The following is a 20574-nucleotide window of genomic DNA, read 5'->3' on the forward strand; positions in this document are numbered from 1 at the left end:
AGCAATTTGAAAGGTCTTTTTTTATTATCGTATCTTTGAATCATGAATATTAAAGACATCAAACAACCCTTTATAGAAACTTTTCCCGGTGATTTCTCCGGAAACCCAATGCAAAGAATCACTCCTAAGGTTGTATTTTCCACTACCCTTCCTGCAGGATTTGAAAGTCCTCAATTGATTGCTTTTAATGAAAAGCTTTCGGATGAAATTGGTTTGGGAAAATTTGAAGATACTGATCTTGATTTTCTGGTTGGAAATAATCTTCCAGCAAATATTCAATCATATGCTACTGCCTATGCAGGACATCAATTCGGAAACTGGGCAGGGCAGCTTGGTGATGGTCGGGCCATATTAGCAGGAGAAATAATAAATAGTTCCGGACAAAAAACCGAAATCCAATGGAAGGGATCCGGAGCAACTCCATATTCAAGACATGCGGATGGGCGTGCAGTATTGAGGTCTTCTGTCAGGGAATATCTTATGAGTGAAGCCATGTATCATTTAGGAGTTCCTACTACAAGAGCTTTAAGCTTATGCTTTACGGGCGAAAATGTCATCAGGGATATGATGTATGATGGAAATCCTCAAAATGAAAAAGGAGCAGTAATCATTAGAACTGCAGAAAGTTTTCTGCGATTTGGTCATTATGAATTAGCTTCTGCCCAAAGAGAATATAATACCTTGCAGGAACTTCTTGACTATACAATTCAAAATTATTTCCCGGAAATCATCTCTTCAGACACCGAAAAATATAAAGATTTCTTTAAAAATGTTTGTACAAGAACCGCTGATATGATTACCGAATGGTTCAGAGTGGGTTTTGTTCATGGCGTAATGAATACAGATAATATGTCAATTCTCGGATTGACCATTGATTATGGCCCTTATTCTATGATGGATGAATATGATTTGAATTTCACTCCTAATACTACTGATTTACCTGGAAGAAGATATGCATTCGGAAAACAGGGGCAGATTTCCCAATGGAATCTTTGGCAGTTGGCCAATGCACTACACCCAATAATTAAAGACGAAAAATTTCTGGAAGATACACTCAATAATTATGGCACCTATTTCTGGGAAACCCACGATAAAATGCTTTGTAAAAAGTTCGGTTTTGATGAATTATTGGAAGGAGATGAAGAATTTTTCAGCAACTGGCAGGGATTGATGCAGGAATTGCAATTTGATCATACTTTATTTTTTAATCAATTGGAAAAACTGAAAGTTGAGAGTGATCTAAAGTCATTGTTTAAAGACATTTCTTACACAGACCTAACCGATGATTTATTGAAAAAACTTGCACACTTTATTGAAAAATATAAGGAAAGATTATCAAAAAATTCAATTTCAAAGGAAGAATCTCTACATCTGATGCAAAAAACAAATCCAAAATTTATTCTAAGAAATTATCTTTTGTATCAATGCATCGATGAAGTAAATGAAGGCAAAACCGAATTGTTGAAAAAATTAACCCACGCATTAGAAAATCCATATCATGAAATTTACCCCGAATTCTCTGTAAAGAGACCAGGTAATTATGATGATATTTCAGGATGTTCCACACTTTCCTGCAGCTCGTAAGTTCATAATATTAAACAACATACACTAGACCTATTAAAAAAATTCTTACTTTTAATGCATAAATAAAATTGCATTATGAAAAAGACTCTACTTTCTTTAGTATTATTAACAAGCGTGATGGGTACTGCCCAAACCGTTTTGTTAGACGAAGGTTTCGAATCCTATACCAACTTTGCTATTACTGGTATTGGTAGCTGGCAAACTTTAGATCTAGATGGCTTACCTACTTACACAGGAGGAGGACCCGTAATTGGAGGTAGTACAGTTCCGACTTGGACTGCAAACTGGCCAAATAGAGGAGCCGCGATGGCATTTCAAATCTTCAATCCTTCTGCAAGCAATGCTACAAACAATCTTACCCCAATACCTGGTGTAGATGAAGAGGTAAGAAATTTCACACCACATGGAGGCCAAAAAATGGCAGTATCCTGGGCAGCTGTTGTAACACCTACAATTACAGCAAATAATGATTGGCTTGTTTCTCCACCTATAACATTAGGCGCTGGAGGTAATCAATTAAGCCTTTGGGTAAAGGCTCTTTCTCCAGACTATGTAGAAAACTATAAAATAGGAGTTTATATTGGTAGCGGAACCCCTACTTCTGCTGCTAACTTTACCATAATTTCCGGAGCTAGTCCTTCAGTTGCTCCTTATGCAGCATGGCAACAGGTAACACAAAGCTTAGATACATATAGTGGACAAACTATCAGAATAGGTATCCAATACATGTCTGATAATAGATATATGTTTATGGTAGATGATGTTAAAGTCACTACTGGTACTTTATCTACTTCCGAGGTGTCTTCTAAAACCCAAACAAGCATTTATCCTAACCCAACAAAAGGGGAAATTGAAATCAAAACTGATAAAAAGATAAAATCAGTTTCTATTTTCGATGTTTCTGGTAGATCAGTTTTAAAAACAACTTCTGCTAAGCCAAACCTTTCATCATTTTCTAAGGGAACTTATTTAATGCAAGTTGAGTTTGCAGATGGAACTTCATCCACAGAAAAAGTAATCAAAGAGTAATAGCTTTTACAGATAAATAAATCGAGGAAGGGAAAATACTGTATTCGATAAGCACATTGTACAGATTTTAGATAAACAACAAATCCGCTCAGTGAGTGGGTTTTGTTTTATTATTAAGTTACAACTTTGAGCAGCAACAATTTTTTCTATATAAATTCAAATAATTACCTGCATTTTGTCAATATTCCTCCTACATAAAGACCACTCTTATGAAAATCTACAACATACTGCTCCCTTGACATATTTCCTTCTGTATTCTTTTCTGATTATCAAAAACGGTTTAAAGATTATCTCCAGAAAAATATTGCTGCATTATAAAATACAAGCCCCACTGCAATGCGGTGGGGTTATTTGTATCTGATCACAGATTATAAATATGCGACATTGGACTAATCTTTATTAAATTTCTTAATACACTGTTCAATAAATTGTGCCTGTGTGAAGATTACTTTTTTGTCATTTACATACATAAATAAAGAATCGTTTTTAACCGTATTGGATTTTTTATCATGAACCTTTAAAAGAAAGATTGCCTGATAATTACCTGTTCTATCTTTTTTTGGTTCCAGATGACTTACACTTTCTCCAATCTTTATTTCGTGTTTCATACTGTCCTTTACTTTTGTGTATTTTGACTCGACTCGTTCTAAATCCTTTATTGTTTTAACATTATCAAGCTCTTTTGTTAACTGTTGCTGTTGTTTATTTAAACGTATTAATTTTTGATTAGAATACTGCAATAATAGGTCAGCTTCCTGCCATTCCATTAAAGTATCATATTTTGCAAGCTGAATGGATTCTAAAGAAGAACCGTCTTCTTTAAGCTCTTGTATAATCTTTTTTTGGATAGATTGGGTTAATTCTTCTTTAAAACTTTTGGTTTCATCTTTTTTACAAGAAAAAATAATGAATAAAATTAGTATACAAATTATTTTAGCTTTCATATTATCTTGATTTCATTATTCTTCTTAATACAGAGTCTTTTTGATTATTAAATTTTGCATCATCAGCATTAAATCTTCTACTTACAGAGTCCTTTTGACTTCTTGATAGACCATTTAGATGAATATCCTGAGTTTTAACACCAACACCGGTTATTCTGTCTCCAGATCCTCTATAAATATTAAGACCAACTGCTTGAGAACCAGAAAAACTAAGTGTGTCGGAGTTTGCAGGCTCTGATGACTTTCCAAATGGATTTCCAATACCTTCTACATCAAGACCAAACTGTACAAGAGCTTCTTGAAAACCTGTAGTACCACCACTAAGTTTTGTATTTCTTCCATATCCACCAAACATATACTCAAACATATTATTACTTTCAAATGTATCTCCTGGTCTGAGCTTATTAAGAGTTTCTTTGTCGGGATCATTGTTTCCTCCTGAAAAACTGAAAAAATTTTCATGGGTCCAAGTTGTCCATGTTCCGCCAAGTGACATGGGCATTGCGTCTGTGAGAGAATCTACAAAGCCATACACAGGATTAAAATCGGTAGTTCCCCCTTCATTTAATCTCACATATCCTGTTTCTCCTCCATTAATATTTGCATTCGCAAGAACAGTCCCGTTTTTAGCAAAGCCATCTACATCCTTCATTTTCTGAGCTTGTTCCACAGTAGTTACATTGGCATCATACTGCCATTTCCCGTCTTTCCTGATCCAATCCGATTCTGATCTACCATCTGGATCGATAAACCTAATAGGATTATTGATGGCATAATTATAAGGTGTAAATCTTCTGGACTTTTCCGCCAACGGATCTATTACACCCCATCTTCCCAAGTCCGGCATATACATCCTCGCTCCATAATCATACATTCCCGTCTCCTGAAGCTCCTTACCATTGTACTTGTATTGATATGCAGGATTTCCAGCCAACCCATTATAACCTTCATGCTTCAATCCAAAAGGATAATAATTATTTTCTTCAATGACCTCTATTCCGGATGTACCCTTTTGATAGCTTAATCGTACATTTCCTAAGTGATCTGTATAATTGTAAATGTACTTATTTTTTTCAAAATCATAATACCCCTCTGATGTAGGAACAAACTTTAGTCCATTCGGATTTGGCGGAGTAACTGAATCTGTATAAAATTCATACTGAAAACCATCAAGATAGTCTGTAGTAGTAGTATCTAATGGTCTTTGAAAATATATTTTAGACACTTTTACACCATCTGCCCTATATATATATGAAGTAATTTTCTGTTTTTTACCCGGAGCTCCATTTATTAAACTTGGAAGGTCCAAAAAATTATATTCAATTGAATCTATCCCTTTATCTCGATGACGAGTCATATTTCCATTATTATCATAGGTAATTTCGAATGGAGTAACTATATAAGGGTAACCTGATGGATTCTGTTGTTCATCAGTAACTTTTGTGAGTTTATTTCCCGTATAATCATACTTCAGGTTATCTATTAATTTTGAAGTAGGATCCCCAGAAAGAAGGTCTGCTGATCTCTTTAGATTGGTAATGTTTCCATTCAAATCATAATCCATCTTTTCAAAATATTCCTTTCCTGATGGATTGGTGTCTTTTTGATAAAATCCAGCTAGTAACCTGTTCAGATTATCATACACGTAACCATACCTTCTGATATTGTCATTAGGAATGGTAGAGGTTTTCCAATCTACTTCTGCTATATTACCATTGAATTTTGGAAGTACTTTTAGAGTAGAATAATCCATATTAGGTGTTTCTAATCCTTCAACCTGGTTATACTTGATCTTATACCCAAACAAATCTGTTCCTAAAGCAGTTGGATCATTGATCTGGGTCATCCAGCCTCGAATGTTGTATTTATAGTCTACTTGTTGGAGTGGAGCTGCTGTACTAGTTCCCCCAACCTTTTTCCATTCTAACTGGGAAAGTTCATTGTATTTGTTCTGTGTTAAATACTCAATAGCTCCAGTGCCCACTTGATGGGTATGGGTTAAAAGTCTGTTTTGATTATCATAGGTGAAAATCTCCCTGGTTGTTCTCTCTGTATCTGTTGCTAACCTTTTATGTTTTATGATGGTTTGTTTTACTATTCCCGCAAAGTCTAATTCAGAACTAGACCTCGTGTAACCTCCTAAATGATTAATCGAGTGACTGGTAACCACTCTTCCTTTCGTGTCATAATACGTATAGTTCTTGGTCCAGTTGTCATCTTCTATATTTTTAATCAAACCCATTACAGGAAGACTTTTTGTACTGATATTACTTCCGGTTGCGTTATCTGTTAAAATTGGTTTTCCAAAAGTATCGGTAGGAAAGGTAGGATTGAAACCATATGTTGGATAAGTGTCATAGTAATTAACACTTAAAATTTTATCTATAGTAGTAGGATATACTGCATTACCATAATAAATAGCCATTCCACTATTGGTAAAACCTGTTGTATTACGTTCTTCATTAGAAGGCTGTCCTTGATCAATATAATAGTCTGTGCTATATTGAACCTGTCCTCTGCTAAACTGAGCGCCAATAGCAGCAATACCTGTATACAAAACCCTTGAGAATTTATCATATTTGGTAAACAGCCAATTCCCTGATGGTTTCATATTGGCATCTTGGGTCATCACTAATCGGTCTGCTTTATCATACACCATGTATTCCCAACCTTTGCCAGGTAGCTTTTTCTCAACCAATCTGCTTTTTCCATCGTATCGATATTGATAACAGAAATTATTCAATGCGGTATCATCTGGTGTGGCTGGAGAGCCTGGTGGAATTACAAACGCTAACTGGTTATATTCATTATACACATAATAAGTATCTGCATTTTCAGTAGGGCTAATCACTTTTCGAACCAGTACAACTTGTCCTTTTCCATTTTTGAATTCTATGGTTTTGTTTCCATCTTCATCCGTAACGGTATTTTTATAGAGGGTATTAGGTAAAAAATACTCAAGCAACTCAATCTTTGTGACTGTCATTTTCCCTGTAGGATCCCATGTCGTTGTGGGTTTATATTTTCTAACATAATCCTCATGGATATTGGCATCATATTGAAACTTCACAGGTTTATCATTCCATGCTGTTCCTACTTGTTTTTGTTCAAGAAGTCTGTCAAGAGGAGAATTTTCTAAGGTCTTTTCAGCATAGATCTTCTCTTGCCCATAAATTCCAGGTTGAGTAGCATTAGCTAAAGGAGTTGGAACAATTGCTCCATTTAATGTATTAGACTGGGGAATAGGTAAATAATCTTTTACCTGTCTTCCGAATCCGTCATATTCAATAGGAGTAACCACATCTTTCCCTTGAGGAGATGCTTTTATATTCACAACCTGTTTAGGTCTTCCCAGTCCATCAAAATACTGAACGGTTTCTGAAGTTTTGGTGGCTACATTACTGGTATTGTAATCAAGGTAGGTTTTTGAATATACATAATTTTCCGTTGGAGAAAGCTGGGCATGAACCATGCCTGTTATTAGTAATGTTCCTATTGGAATGAGTATCTTTTTCATCGTGTCTTAGTTTTTGTAATTGTATTTAAATTCTTTCACCACTTTATACACCATATTTCCACTAGTATCCTTTTCCTGTTGACGGATTTCTTTTAATCGGTTAGCAGTATCATAAATGTATACTTCTCTGATTCCTGAAGGTGGAGTAATACTCGTAACGCCAATGAGTGGATCATAGGTATAAGTAGAAACCTGATAAGTAGACAAACCTGAGTTCTTTCTGAAAGTATCCAGTGCTGTAATTAATGCAGGTTCATTAGCAGAATTGGATGCATCCTGATCTGAAGCATTTACAATAGCAGTCACAAGTCCTAAGCTCACTAACTGATCGTAAGTAGCACCTTGTACTTTAGCAATAGGCTGTGTACTATTATATCCCCAGACAATTGCTGTCGGAATTCCATCTTTGGTAGTATACTGCTGTAAATTGCCTTTGAAGTCATATTTATCATAAAGCATTTCTGTGGTAGTAGATGTTGGGTTTTGTAAATCATAAGACAATACTGAAGTTGGTAATACAATATTCCCTGTTTGTGGTGTTGGCAATGAAGTAGGATAAATATCTTTACTATGATGTATCATTTTCCCATTAGCATTAATATTTTCTTTCCTCAAAATAATTTTTTCAATAGGAACAGAAATGATATTTTTACTGATCATCAAGGCATTTGAATTCTGATAAGCATATATAGTTTGCTCTTGATCCACTACGCCATCAGGAGAAATAGTTTGCTTGTCTGTCAATTGATAATCTGGTGCAGAGCTATATACAAAATTTTCGGTCTGCATGATTTCTTTTGTTAACCCATTTTCTAAAAAATACTCATGACTCTCTTTTTTACTGAGATTGGTTTGATAATAATATCTTTTGTTAGCTTGTACGGCTGGTCCGGATAAATGTATTTCTGCAGAATATTCATTATATCTATTCGAATTCTCATTATAAGTATAGATATCATTTCTCAATAAAAAATTTTGATTGTCATAGACTTTTTCTTGTTTAATTTTTCCTCTTTCCTCACTTACATCATTTAAATAAATTCCAATATAGTTTTTTGCGAGTTCTACATCATCTGCTAGACGTAAAGAATTATTTATATTAATTAGAACATTCGTATCATTGATATCTGGATTCGTTAAATAATTGGAAAAATAAGATTCTATCTTTCCTTTATTTGATTGTAATTCGGTTACTTTACCATAGTTTATCATCGAGGATTCCTGTATGTTTGGTAATAATGACGATGATCTCCAATAAAGAATAGTTTGGGGAGGAGCAAAATCTCCAGCTGGTATATTGAGACGCATTGTATAACGTGGCCATTGATTTAAAATACCATCAGCATATAGGTATTCCTTTTTTTGAACAATACTTCCATCAATTTCCTGGCTAATGCTTTTTATTCTGGCTCCTCCCGCAATTCCACTAAATGTTAGTGCTTGAGGTAAATAGTTATTATTCTTTTTTCTTTCTATTCTGTAATTATAATTATGTTCTTCAAATTCAAATCTTGTTAAGCCTTTAGTAGGATACACAACTTCCTTCAATAGTCCCAATTTAGAAAAATTAAAATCAGGTTCGCGAATAGCAGATGTATAATAATAATCACCGGCAGCATCATACTGCTCTTGTGGTATTAAATATTGAAGATTTTCGTTCCCTGTTTTTCCGTTATAGAATCCCCAGTAGTCGATTTGCATCGTTACTGCTTTGGGAAATAATGTTGAGGATGGAATATCATAGTTGAAAATATATGGATTTTTACCATCTTCTTTTATACTTTTTAGAAATAATCTTGGAAATGATCCTTGGCTTGAAGTTCCTCCTGATAGTTCATAATTAAAAACATATTGGTTTATCTTTTTTATGCCTGAGTATAGAGTAATAGAATCGACTTTTGTATTTTGTATTCTCTGAAAAAAAGATAAGTCAGTTGTCTCATAGTTAAAAGTATAAGGTTGTAGAGACTGTTTAATATTTACATTAAAATTAGTACCTGTTATATTGTCCAAAATTACTCTTTTAGTAATTGAATAAGCCTTTTCACTACCCACACATGGATCCGGCATTATCAAATTACATCTCATATCCTGTAGATATAATTTATTGTAAAGAATAAACTGTTTTCTAAGCTGTACTGTATTATTTGTGCCATGCCAATCAGAAATGTCTGTATTTCCAAAACAAAATGAATCACTTAATATAGAATCGTCTCTATAATTATAATTGACTTCTTCACCATTACTATATTCAATTTTTCTTAAATACCATGCCGTAATAACTGGAAGACCAGATTTGCTCTCACGATTTTGCTGATCTCGTGAAAGATTGACATTGTATTCTAAATTTTTGGACTCACCACCGAAATAATAAATGTTTCCTCTACTATCTGTAATTTTAATTTCAGAATTTAGTGGCTTACACTGATTGGTTATTGGCTGGGTGCTTACATTGGATATGTCAATTTTAAATCCTTTTGCATTGTCACTAAGAATCCTAATTTGATTATCATTATCCACAAAAAATTTGCCACTAGTTCCATTAAAATTAAAACTGAAAATATCTGCATCACCATCATAAGCTGTAGAAATATCACATCCTTTCATTTTGTAATCAAGATCACCAGTAAAGCTCCCCGTACTAGAACTCAAATTAAATATTCCTACATTCGTATGCAAAGGAAGACAATTTTGCTTACTTCTCAATCCAACAATGAGCCCATCCTTGGATTGACCAAAAAGGCCACCTGAGGTAGCACTTGATCCTTTTTGATCATCAGCAATAGATTTTATTTCTCTTGTTATAACTCCTCCCACATTAAGATGCCAATCCAAGCCTACAATATCAGGCCTCTTATTGGGCATAAAGCCTGAAAAATTATAACCTAGCGACATTGAAATATTATCTCCTAACTGACTTGTTCTAACATTTATTAATGGGATATCAAGACTGGGTTCACCAACAAATTTGTTAATAGGAATATTACCATATCTTGTAAATTCACTAGTTTGAGGGGATTTTATATTTGATAAAATAGTGTAGGAAAAATTACTTTCTTCATTTGCACCATTTGATATTTGAGAGTATATCCAAGAAGAAATGCATAATAACAACAGGCGTAATAATTTGCCCATGGAATTTATATTTATATTCATTTTTATTTCTTAATCAATTTAGCATTAGCCGTTTTATTTGTATCCGTTTTGATTACTACCAAATAAGCTCCTTGTATCAAAGCTTGAGTATTAATCTTTGTCACCTTATTCTTCGTTTTCAAAGTCTGTAGCTGTCTTCCACCCATATCATACAAAGTGATATCTGCCTCCTTGAAATCAAACCCTATTTCTACATAAGCGTAATCAGATACAGGATTCGGATAGATTTTGATATCTTGTTTTTCAATCAAGTACTCCAATTGCTTATCTCCTAATTTGATAATCTTCCAGTTCTCCTTTCCTAATTCCTCTGCGCTGGTTCCTGCTAAAATTATCGATCCATCTCTATTGAGTTTGATATCGGATAATCTTTCCTCTCTCTTTCTGGATTCTCCTTTTACATATTTTCTCCACTGCTCATTTCCATCCCGATTCAGATATAGCATCCAGAATGTTTCATCATCAGTTTCTATTCTTCCTTCAGCTTGAGTATAACCACCTAATAGAATTCCTTTAGAGTTTTTATCATCTGCAGCATGAATCACGCTCATTCCCATCAGCACATCTCTATTTTTAAAGTTGTAGGATTTCTGCCACTGTTCATCGCCTCTCTCGTTTAAAGAAATCAACCAAAGATCTGTTCCTTCTTCGATACCAACAGTCTTATTTCCTGATCTTTCACTTCTTGATTCTCCTCCAATGATATATCCATTTGCAGTTAAAGCCAATATTCTTAAATGATCATCACCTTTTCCTCCAAAATTCTTTTCCCATTCTACTTTTCCGTCTTTGTCAAGCTTTATGATCCAATAGTCGCCTTCTCCTTCATTGGTGGTTACTTTTTGGTAGCGGGATACAAGATTCAAGGTTTCTTTTGTTGGGGTTTCATTCATAGAACTCGAACCCCGAACCTCGGAACTCCTCGAATAAACCCCTAATAATGCTCCACCATCCTTCGTTGGAATCATTTTCTCCACTTCATCTAATCCGTTTCCTCCTAAAATCAATTGTGAGATCTCTTTTCCATTTTTATCGAGTCTAGTGATCCAAACATCTTTTGACCCATATCCTTTTGATCCATTCTGCACATTTCCGGCTACAAAGAATCCTAAGTCTGTAGTTTGAATAACAGCTCTGGCTTCTTCGTCCGCTGAAGTTCCTAAAGTTTTCTGCCACAATTCATCACCGAATTCATTGATTCTAATGAGCCATATATCAGATTCACCTTTGGATTCCTCTTTTTTATCAAGTCCCTTTGAAGAATAGGTGGTTCCTGAAAGAAGGAACCCACCGTCCTGAGTAGTCACTGTTGCAGATAGATAATCATGGTTGCTTCCTGAGAAATATTTTTCCCAAACCTGATCACCTTGTTGGTTCAATTTCACCAAATGAAAATCATATCCGTTATTTTGCTTTGCATTACTTCCAGCATCCGGCTTCTGACCTCCAGCTTGTATAGCACTCCCCGTAATCAAATACTGCTGATCAATAGTCGCTGTCACCTGACTTAAAAAATCCTGAGTTGAAGATTTAATGTCTTTTTGCCACACGACTTCCTGGGCTGACAGCCCTGTGAAAATACACATAGAAAATGCACTTAAGTATAGTTTTTTCATACCTTATATTTAATTGAGTATTAGTACGTTTATAATTCCGCAAAAGTAATCTTTTTACATCACGGCGGAAAGACTTATGAATAAGATTTAATTAAAACTCTCAATGACTATGCAAAGCTAATTCTCTGAAGCGACAAAAATCGTCGTGTTTATCTTCTCTACTGTATTCCTTATATAATATATATGTATAATTCAAAACATCCTTAGGACAATCTACTCCACAGAAAAAGTAATCAAGGAATAACAACTTTTTATACTTCCATTAAAACTCACCAAAATTGGTGAGTTTTTTATTTTACTTTTGCAAAAACTTTAAACAAGTGAATTTCAAATCAAAACTGATCAATTTTTTCAGACTCATCTTTCCTTCATCATTGACTGAATTATGGGTATTTCTATTCTTCATTACGCTTTATGGAATCTTGGGATCATATATTGCTATTAATTATACTATCATTTTTGATAACAGAATACCGTGGGATGCTTATTTTAGCTTTGACAATCGTTCAATTGTCATGACGGGGGGAAGCTTTGAAAGACACCCTCTTTCTTACTATTTTTTCAATTGGATAAGAGAGTTTGCATTTCTGATATCGAATGGAAAAACAGACTCCACATTTCGATTAGTTTTAGCTTGGTTAAGTACAACAGCTGTAAGTTTAAGTGTCCTGCAAGTTTTTAAATATCTAAAAAATATCATCAGACTCCCTTTGATCATTAGCTTATTGCTGGTATCTTTTTTCGGTTTTTTCTCTACAAATATTCTGCTTTCATTTACCCCTGAAAACTTCACTTATACCTTATTTCTTCTTTGCTTATACAATCATTATGCAGCTATTAAGCTTAAAAAAGAAGAAAAAATATCAGGAATAGCACTTGTCTTTGCCGGAATTTCAGTGGGTGGACTTACGATTACAAATATCATTAAAGTTTTTATTCCAGTTCTGTTTGAAAAAAAACTATTTTGGAGTTGGAAAAAGTTTGGAAATGCAGCTTTAAGAGTTACAATAACATTCGTTTGTTATATTCTACTTTATTTAAACCGGATTGATTTTAAATACAAAAACATTTTTAACAAGACCAATGAACAATATGAAAAGTTCTCTAATGTAAAATCTACTCCAACATGGGACATGATTCTTTCCTATTTCTTTGGTGGCAATATTCTTTTTTCAAACTTTATTATTCGTGATAAGAACAATATGAAGGGTTTCAACTTCAAAGGTTTAATCATGGATGTTTATTCATCATGGATTCCTTATGTGTTTATTGCAATATTATTAGGCCTGATATTTTGGAGTTATTTCAGGAATTTTAAAAATAAACTCGTACAAATAATCATGATATCTTTCATCCTGGATATAGTTATTCATTGTATTATGAGATTCGGATTACACACATCATATATTTATGGAGGTCATTTTATTTTTGTTTATCCTCTGCTTTTAGGATGGCTATTTTATTCTTACCATTCTTCCCCGAGAGTATTATCCTTCCTCACTGTTACAATAGGAATACTATTGATTTACTTAATAATCAATAATTACATCCGAATGACAGAATTCTTCTGGTTTTTAAACTCTTACTACCAATAAAAAAGCTGAGAAGGATTTCTTCTCAGCTTTTTATTTTTTATATCAAAACAGAAGTTATTTAGCTTCTGCACAGAATATTCTATATTGTACTGCAATTGCGGATTTAAAATACTCTCTAATTTTAGACAAATCTGAAGAGGCACTTTGTTTCGTAAAATAACTTCCCACTAAAATCTTATAATTCGGTCTCAATGAAGCATCCGTTTCTACTTTCAGATTTGGAAATCTTTTTCTAAAATAAGATTTAATTTCATTCGCCTCATCATTACTTTTCACTGTAGTAATTTGTATCTTATACCCAAGAATTCTTGGATTTTTTCTACATATTTCAGCATTTGTCAATTCCCTATTCGGAACATATATTTTTGTAGGTTTTGTATAAGTTTCTTCAGTATTGTCTCTAGGAATTGTATTCGTTGCAACTCTGGAACATTTGTCCTCCAGGTTCTCTAAAGCGTCTTTAACTTTTGGATCCATAGACATTATTAATTCCGTTCCGGATATTGTATCCTTCTTTACAACCTGCTGGGCTTCAATAGTATAAAATCCAAAAAAGGATAATAGTGACAATATTTTGATTAAATTTTTCATTTAAACTTGTTTGCGCAAATTTATACAAATTAAAAAATTATACCAAACAGAGTTATTTAGAATCAATACAAATTAAACGTAAATGATATTTTCCCCTTTCCTTATGCCGTTAAATTCCTGTTAAAAATATTATTTTTGCGGGATTGATTGAATGTTCAATATTTTACTAACATAAGATAATTTAAATGATTAGTTGGAGAAAGCATTATAAACAAACGTTGATCGCAATAGGCTTATTGCTATCAACCAGTGCTTCATTTTACGGGCAAGACGGCGATCCTAAAAACGGCGAGAAACTTTTCAAAGCGAATTGTACTGCATGTCACGCTCTGGATAAACAAGTGATAGGACCTCCTTTGAAAGGAGTTGTAGAACGAGTAAAGACAGAGGGTGGTAAAGACAGAGATTGGCTTCATAAGTGGATCAAAGACAATAAAGCTCTAAGAGCTTCTGGGGATAAATACGCTAATGAGATTTTTGAAAAATTTAATAAAACTGAAATGTTACAGTTTCCTAATCTTACAGAGAAGGATATTGATGATATTTTAGCTTTTACAACTAATCCTCCAGCTCCGGAACCGGAGCCAGCTGCTACCACAGCAACGGACACAGCTGCTGCTGCACCAGCAGACAAAACAACTACCAATGTTGTAATCATTTCACTTTTAGCGATTGCAGGTTTATTGGTTTGGATCTTACTTAAACTAAGACAATTAGTTAAGTTAGGTCAATCTGAAGACTTAGCGGGATTAAACGAAACAAGAGTTCGTTCATTCAGTGAAATCTATGAAAAATACCATTATATAGGTAAAGGATTACTAGCAATTCTTGCTATCCTGGCTACTTATGGAATTTGGAACTGGATCATGTGGATCGGTGTTTACAAAGGATATAAGCCTGAGCAACCTATTTATTTCTCACATAAAATCCATGCTGGAGAGCAAAAAATTGACTGTCAATTATGTCACTCTAGTGCTAAATATGGTAAGGTATCTGAAATCCCTTCTATGAACGTTTGTATGAACTGTCACAGAACAATTTCTGAATACAATGCAAAACACTATATGGAGCCAGGAAAAGACAAGGCATTCTATGATGGTGAAATCCAAAAGATTTATCAGCATACAGGTTGGGATCCTGCTAAACAACAGTATACAGGAAAAACTGAACCAGTAGAATGGACAAGAATCCATAACATGCCAGACTTCGTATACTTTAACCACTCTCAGCACGTTGTAGCAGGTGAGCAGGCGATTATCAATTCTTTCAACAAAAAGAATCCAACAAACAAAATTGATGTTGTTTGTAAAGCTTGTCACGGAAAAATTGACACAATGAATGTTGTTCAAATGGCTAATGACTTCACAATGGGATGGTGTATCGAATGTCACAGAACTACAGAAGTTGATATGAACAACGGTTATAATAAAGAATACTTCAAGAATCTACATGACAAGCTTAAAAAGCAATACCCTAAAGATGGTGGTAAGATTACTGTAGATGCGATTGGAGGTCTTGAGTGTGGTAAATGTCATTATTAATAACTAAAAATTAGAAGTATAAATGGCTTCAAACAAAATACAATTTAGAAGTATTCATGAACTTAAAGACCCAGCTTTAAATAATAAGCTGGCTCAAAAAGAGTTTCAGGAAGAAATTCCGGTAGAAGATTTCCTTGGAGATGCTGAACAGAACGGATCAAGTACTTCAAGAAGAGATTTCTTAAAGTTATTAGGATTTTCTACTGCAGCAGTAACACTTGCTGCTTGTGAAGCTCCGGTAATTAAAACGATTCCTTACGTGGTAAAACCTCATGACATCATTCCTGGGGTTCCTAACTACTACGCTTCAACATATTTTGATGGTTTCGATTTCGCTAGTGTTTTAGTAAAAACACGTGAAGGACGACCTATTAAAATTGATCCAAACCCGGCTGCAGGTGATTTAGGTAAAACTAACGCCAGAGCTCAGGCAAGTGTACTTTCTCTTTATGATAATGATAAAGTAAAACAACCTAAGCTAGACGGTAAAGACGAAACTTTCGATAAAGTAGATGATTTCGTTCTTAAAGGTTTAGGAGAAGCTCAAGCAGCAGGTAAAAAGATTGTTCTTTTATCTCAGTCTTTCGCTTCACCAACTTTCAAAAAGCTTTTCGCTGAATTTAAAGCTAAATATCCTACAGCTGAACTTGTAACATATGATGCTTTCCCTTACTCTGCTGCATTAGATGCTGCTCAAGAAGTATTCGGACAAAGAGCATTACCGATTTACGACCTTAAAGGTTCTGAACTCATTGTTTCTTTCCAAGCAGATTTCTTAGGAGAATATAACGCTGCAAGTCTTGAAACATCTTATGCCGAGGCAAGAAAACCGGGAGCAAACATGTTGAGACACATTCAAGTGGAATCAAACATGTCTTTAACAGGTGCTAACGCTGATTCAAGATACAGACTAAAACCAAGTGCAGTAAACAAGACATTAGTTGAAGTCTACAATGCAATTGTTGGAGGTGGAGCTACATCAGATAAAACGGCTACTGAAATTGTAAAAGAACTTAAGACAAAAGGAAGCAAAGCTGTTGTTTTTGCAGATGGTTCTAAAGCAGCACAGGTTTTAGCTCACCTTATTAATCAGAAATTAGGATCAGTTGCTTTCACTGGTAAAGCAAACTTCTTAAAAGAATTTGACAAAGCAAGATATCAGGAATTCCTTGGATGGGTAAATGCTGGACAAGTTGGTGTATTAATTACAAACAATGTTGATCCTATTTATTCTCACTATAAAGGTGCTGAGTTTGAAAAAGCAATTAAAAAGGTTCCTTATGTAATTGCTGTTGCTGATAAGAAAAATGCAATGTATAAAGCAGCAAAAGCTGTAATTCCTGTAGCTAACTGGCTAGAATCTTGGGGTGATATGGAGCCTCAGACTGGAGTTTATACATTAATGCAGCCTACTATCCAGAAAATCTATAAATCAAGACAGATCGAAGAATCTTTATTGGTTTGGAAAAATGGAAAAAACAATGCTGCAAACAACTACTATGACTATTTAAAAGCTAGTGCAGCTTCTATCTTGGGAGCAACTTCTTTCAACAAGGCTTTATACAATGGTATCGTTCCTTCAAACAATGCGACTACGTTATCTTATGCAGGAGGAAACGCCGCTCAGGCTCTTGCTGAATTAGGAAACTTTAAAGCTTCTGATTTAGAATTGGTATTATACACTAAGACATCTATTGGAGATGGTACTCAGGCTAATAACCCTTGGTTACAAGAATTACCGGATCCATTGACAAGAATGTCTTGGGATAATTATTTGACAATCTCTCCTAAAGATGCAGAAAGATTAGGAATAGAAAACGATCTTAATGCAAGAATGCAGTTAGATGGTTCTATTGTAAATCTTACTGTAAACGGAGTAGAAATAAAAGATGTTCCTGTATTTATTCAACCAGGTCAGGCGGACGGATCAGTAGGTCTTGCGCTTGGATATGGTAAAAAAGATTCCGGAGCTACTGCTGATACAGGAGTAAATGCATATCCTTTATTTGATGGTTCTAATTTAGTTGTATCAAACGCTAAAATAGAAAAAACAGGTGAAGATCATGAGTTTGCAGGTATCCAGCTTCAAAACACTCTAATGGGTCGTTACGAAATTGCTAAGGAAGTTCCTTTAACAGAATACCTAAATGTAGCATTCGATGATGAGCACAAAGGATGGAACAAGCCTTTGGAGTACCATACAATCAGTGGAGCTCTTCCTGCTAGAAAAATAGATCTTTGGGATGCTTTTGATGACACAGACGGTCCTCACTTCAACTTATCAATCGACTTGAACTCTTGTACTGGTTGTGGAGCATGTATCATTGCTTGTCAGGCTGAAAACAACGTTCCTGTTGTAGGTAAAGAAGAGATCAGAATGTCAAGAGATATGTACTGGTTAAGAATTGATCGTTACTACTCTGCTAAAGAGAAAATTGAAACTAAAGAAGGTATTGACAGAGGATTAAATGTTCCTAATCTATATGACATCTTAATCGAACCAAATGAAAGTCCAGATGTGATTTTCCAACCGGTAATGTGTCAGCACTGTAACCACGCTCCATGTGAAACTGTATGTCCGGTAGCGGCTACTTCTCATGGTAAGCAAGGTCAAAACCACATGGCTTACAACAGATGTATTGGTACCAGATATTGTGCAAACAACTGTCCATACAAAGTAAGACGCTTCAACTGGTTTACCTATAACCTGAATGATAAGTTCGACTTCAACATGAACAATGATTTAGGTAGAATGGTACTTAACCCAGATGTGGTAGTAAGAACAAGAGGGGTAATGGAGAAATGTTCAATGTGTATCCAGGAAACTCAAGCTACAATCTTAGCTGCTAAGAGAGAGAACAGAAAAGTAACAGACAACGAATTCAAAAATTCTTGTGCTTGTGCTGCTGCTTGTTCTACCGGAGCAATGACGTTTGGAGACATGAATGATAAAGAATCTGAAGTGAGAGAATTATATTCTAGCAACAGAAGATATTATTTACTAGAAGAGATCGGAACAAAGCCAAATGTGTTCTATCACACTAAAGTAAGAAACAGAGTAGAAAAATAAAGTTTAAATAATAAATAGGTAAAAAATGTCAGGACATTACGAAGCTCCGATAAGGGAACCTCTAATTATTGGTCACAAAACTTATCACGATATCACAGAAGATATTGCACGACCTATCGAAGAAAGAGCAGGTAAATTATGGTGGGTATCACTATATGCAGCCTTAGTTCTATTCATCTATGGATTCGGGTGTATCGCTTATACTATCGGAACAGGTATTGGAGCATGGGGGCTTAATAGAACTATTAACTGGGGTTGGGATATTACCAACTTCGTATGGTGGGTAGGTATTGGTCACGCCGGAACCCTAATCTCAGCGGTATTATTATTATTTAGACAGCGTTGGAGAATGTCTGTAAACCGTTCAGCTGAAGCGATGACAATCTTCGCAGTTGTACAAGCAGCAATCTTCCCTGTAATTCACATGGGTAGAGTTTGGGTAGGATATTGGGTATTCCCTCTTCCTAACCAGTTTGGTTCTCTTTGGGGGAACTTTAACTCTCCTCTACTTTGGGACGTATTTGCGATCTCTACGTATTTCTCAGTATCTACAGTATTCTGGTTCATGGGATTGATCCCTGACTTTGCAATGATCAGAGATAGAGCTAAAACTCCTTGGACAAGAAAAATTTATACATTCCTTGCATTCGGTTGGGGTGGTAAAGCAAAACACTGGCAAAGATTCGAAGAATTATCTTTGGTATTAGCAGGTTTAGCAACTCCACTTGTATTCTCAGTACACACTACCGTATCTTTTGACTTCGCAACTTCGGTTATTAAAGGATGGCACTCTACGATCTATCCTCCTTACTTCGTTGCAGGTGCGATTTTCTCAGGATTCGCAATGGTACAAACACTATTGTTGATTGCTAGAAAAGTTTGCCACTTAGAAGATTATATCACGATGTATCACATCGAGATTATGAACATCGTAATCGTTGTAACGGGTGGGATGGTAACTGTAGCATATGCAACTGAATATTTCATCGGATGGTATTCCGGATCAAGATTTGAAGACTTTACTTATCTTTCTCCAGGTGCTGCAACAGGACCTTACTGGTGGGCTTTCTGGTCACTAATTATCTGTAACCTTGTGATCCCGGCTTCTTTCTGGTTCAAAAGAGCAAGAACGAATATTATCTGGACATTTATTGTTGCATTAATTATCAACATCGGTATGTGGTTTGAGCGTTTTGATATCATCGTTATCAACCTTTCAAGAGATTACTTGCCAGGGTCATGGACGATGTTTAAACCAACGATTATTGACGTGGGTGTATATTTAGGAACAATCGGATTCTTCTCTGTATTATTCTTATTATATGCGAGAACATTCCCTGTAATTGCACAGGCTGAATTAAAATCGATTTTGAAAATCTCAGGTGAAACTTATAAAGCAAAAGAAGGAGATGAGCACCACTAAAATTGTATACGGACTTTATGCTGATGACGACGATTTAATGAACGGCGTTAAAGCATTCAACGATAAAGGAATAACGATAAACGAAGTTTATACTCCATTTCCTGTTCACGGGCTAGATAAAGCTTTAGGTTTAAAGAAAACAAGAATTTCTGATGCTGCTTTCTTCTATGCTCTTTACGGTGTTACCATCGGTGCAACAGTAACCTGGTATGTAATGAATCATGACTGGCCTCAAAATATTGGTGGTAAACCTGCTTTCGATTGGGGACACAACATGCCTGCATTCGTAGTTCCAATGTTTGAATTAATGGTATTCTGTGCTGCTCACATGATGTCTCTTACTTTCTTAGCTAGAAACAAGATGTATCCTGGAGCTCCAGCGCAAAATCCAGATCCAAGAACAACGGATGACAAATTCATGATGGAATTTGTAACTGAAGATGTAGAATCTGTAAAACAGCTACTTATTGAAACTGGAGTTGAAGAAATAACTGTTAAAGACGCTTAA

At 35.0% G+C, this 20574-nt stretch carries 12 protein-coding genes; 7 read left to right on the forward strand and 5 right to left on the reverse strand.

The window, feature by feature from the left end:
• Positions 1 to 42 precede the first annotated feature (42 nt).
• Both JHL15_RS02355 and JHL15_RS02360 read left to right on the forward strand, forming a co-directional pair.
• Positions 43 to 1584 (forward strand): protein adenylyltransferase SelO, encoded by a 1542-nt coding sequence (locus tag JHL15_RS02355; RefSeq protein WP_200242319.1) that lies wholly within the window; start codon positions 43 to 45, stop codon positions 1582 to 1584.
• A gap of 75 nt (positions 1585 to 1659) precedes the next feature.
• Positions 1660 to 2613: a T9SS-dependent choice-of-anchor J family protein gene (locus JHL15_RS02360; protein ID WP_200242322.1), complete on the forward strand. Its 954-nt coding sequence runs from the start codon at positions 1660 to 1662 to the stop codon at positions 2611 to 2613.
• 389 nt (positions 2614 to 3002) lie between these two features.
• Here JHL15_RS02360 and JHL15_RS02365 read toward each other — a convergent pair whose 3' ends face one another.
• From JHL15_RS02365 to JHL15_RS02380, 4 genes are read right to left on the reverse strand one after another with little or no spacing between them, the layout of a single operon-like run.
• Entirely contained in the window at positions 3003 to 3557 is a 555-nt protein-coding gene (locus JHL15_RS02365) for a hypothetical protein (protein WP_200242324.1), read from the reverse strand.
• Between the two features lies 1 nt (position 3558).
• Positions 3559 to 7074 carry a DUF6443 domain-containing protein gene (locus JHL15_RS02370; RefSeq protein WP_200242326.1) on the reverse strand — a complete coding sequence of 1172 codons (3516 nt, stop codon included), beginning with the start codon at positions 7072 to 7074 and terminating at the stop codon, positions 3559 to 3561.
• Between the two features lie 6 nt (positions 7075 to 7080).
• A complete protein-coding gene (locus tag JHL15_RS02375; protein WP_200242329.1) occupies positions 7081 to 10209 on the reverse strand; it encodes a hypothetical protein in 3129 nt (1042 codons plus the stop codon).
• A gap of 23 nt (positions 10210 to 10232) precedes the next feature.
• Positions 10233 to 11846: a T9SS type A sorting domain-containing protein gene (locus JHL15_RS02380; RefSeq protein ID WP_200242331.1), complete on the reverse strand. Its 1614-nt coding sequence runs from the start codon at positions 11844 to 11846 to the stop codon at positions 10233 to 10235.
• 320 nt (positions 11847 to 12166) lie between these two features.
• Here JHL15_RS02380 and JHL15_RS02385 point away from each other — a divergent pair, with 320 nt between their 5' ends.
• Positions 12167 to 13441 carry a DUF6080 domain-containing protein gene (locus tag JHL15_RS02385; protein ID WP_200242334.1) on the forward strand — a complete coding sequence of 425 codons (1275 nt, stop codon included), beginning with the start codon at positions 12167 to 12169 and terminating at the stop codon, positions 13439 to 13441.
• A gap of 54 nt (positions 13442 to 13495) precedes the next feature.
• Here the strand turns inward: JHL15_RS02385 and JHL15_RS02390 are convergent, their stop codons facing one another.
• On the reverse strand, positions 13496 to 14032 hold the full coding sequence (locus tag JHL15_RS02390) for an SPOR domain-containing protein (RefSeq protein WP_200242336.1): 537 nt from the start codon (positions 14030 to 14032) through the stop codon (positions 13496 to 13498).
• A 185-nt stretch (positions 14033 to 14217) separates the two neighbouring features.
• On the opposite strand from JHL15_RS02390, the gene JHL15_RS02395 reads away from it, so the two are divergent.
• Genes JHL15_RS02395 through JHL15_RS02410 form a run of 4 tightly spaced genes read left to right on the forward strand, consistent with a single transcriptional unit; the run spans position 14218 to position 20574 of the window.
• Entirely contained in the window at positions 14218 to 15573 is a 1356-nt protein-coding gene (locus JHL15_RS02395; protein WP_200242338.1) for a c-type cytochrome, read from the forward strand.
• 22 nt (positions 15574 to 15595) lie between these two features.
• Entirely contained in the window at positions 15596 to 18643 is a 3048-nt protein-coding gene (locus JHL15_RS02400) for a TAT-variant-translocated molybdopterin oxidoreductase (protein WP_200242343.1), read from the forward strand.
• A 25-nt stretch (positions 18644 to 18668) separates the two neighbouring features.
• Positions 18669 to 20066 carry an NrfD/PsrC family molybdoenzyme membrane anchor subunit gene (gene nrfD / locus JHL15_RS02405; protein WP_200242346.1) on the forward strand — a complete coding sequence of 466 codons (1398 nt, stop codon included), beginning with the start codon at positions 18669 to 18671 and terminating at the stop codon, positions 20064 to 20066.
• Positions 20053 to 20574, forward strand: coding sequence for a DUF3341 domain-containing protein (locus tag JHL15_RS02410; RefSeq protein WP_200242347.1), 522 nt, complete (start codon positions 20053 to 20055; stop codon positions 20572 to 20574). Before nrfD ends, JHL15_RS02410 begins: the two co-directional genes overlap by 14 nt.

Origin of the sequence: Chryseobacterium paridis (assembly GCF_016595215.1) — a bacterium.
Taxonomy (GTDB): Bacteria; Bacteroidota; Bacteroidia; order Flavobacteriales; family Weeksellaceae; genus Chryseobacterium; species Chryseobacterium paridis.

Bases quoted from the DNA above. Each gene is read 5' to 3' on its own strand.
- JHL15_RS02355 (WP_200242319.1), top strand. From the start codon at position 43: ATGAATATTAAAGACATCAAACAACCCTTTATAGAAACTTTTCCCGGT.
- JHL15_RS02360 (WP_200242322.1), top strand. From the start codon at position 1,660: ATGAAAAAGACTCTACTTTCTTTAGTATTATTAACAAGCGTGATGGGT.
- JHL15_RS02365 (WP_200242324.1), bottom strand. From the start codon at position 3,557: ATGAAAGCTAAAATAATTTGTATACTAATTTTATTCATTATTTTTTCT.
- JHL15_RS02370 (WP_200242326.1), bottom strand. From the start codon at position 7,074: ATGAAAAAGATACTCATTCCAATAGGAACATTACTAATAACAGGCATG.
- JHL15_RS02375 (WP_200242329.1), bottom strand. From the start codon at position 10,209: ATGGGCAAATTATTACGCCTGTTGTTATTATGCATTTCTTCTTGGATA.
- JHL15_RS02380 (WP_200242331.1), bottom strand. From the start codon at position 11,846: ATGAAAAAACTATACTTAAGTGCATTTTCTATGTGTATTTTCACAGGG.
- JHL15_RS02390 (WP_200242336.1), bottom strand. From the start codon at position 14,032: ATGAAAAATTTAATCAAAATATTGTCACTATTATCCTTTTTTGGATTT.
- JHL15_RS02395 (WP_200242338.1), top strand. From the start codon at position 14,218: ATGATTAGTTGGAGAAAGCATTATAAACAAACGTTGATCGCAATAGGC.
- JHL15_RS02400 (WP_200242343.1), top strand. From the start codon at position 15,596: ATGGCTTCAAACAAAATACAATTTAGAAGTATTCATGAACTTAAAGAC.
- nrfD (WP_200242346.1), top strand. From the start codon at position 18,669: ATGTCAGGACATTACGAAGCTCCGATAAGGGAACCTCTAATTATTGGT.
- JHL15_RS02410 (WP_200242347.1), top strand. From the start codon at position 20,053: ATGAGCACCACTAAAATTGTATACGGACTTTATGCTGATGACGACGAT.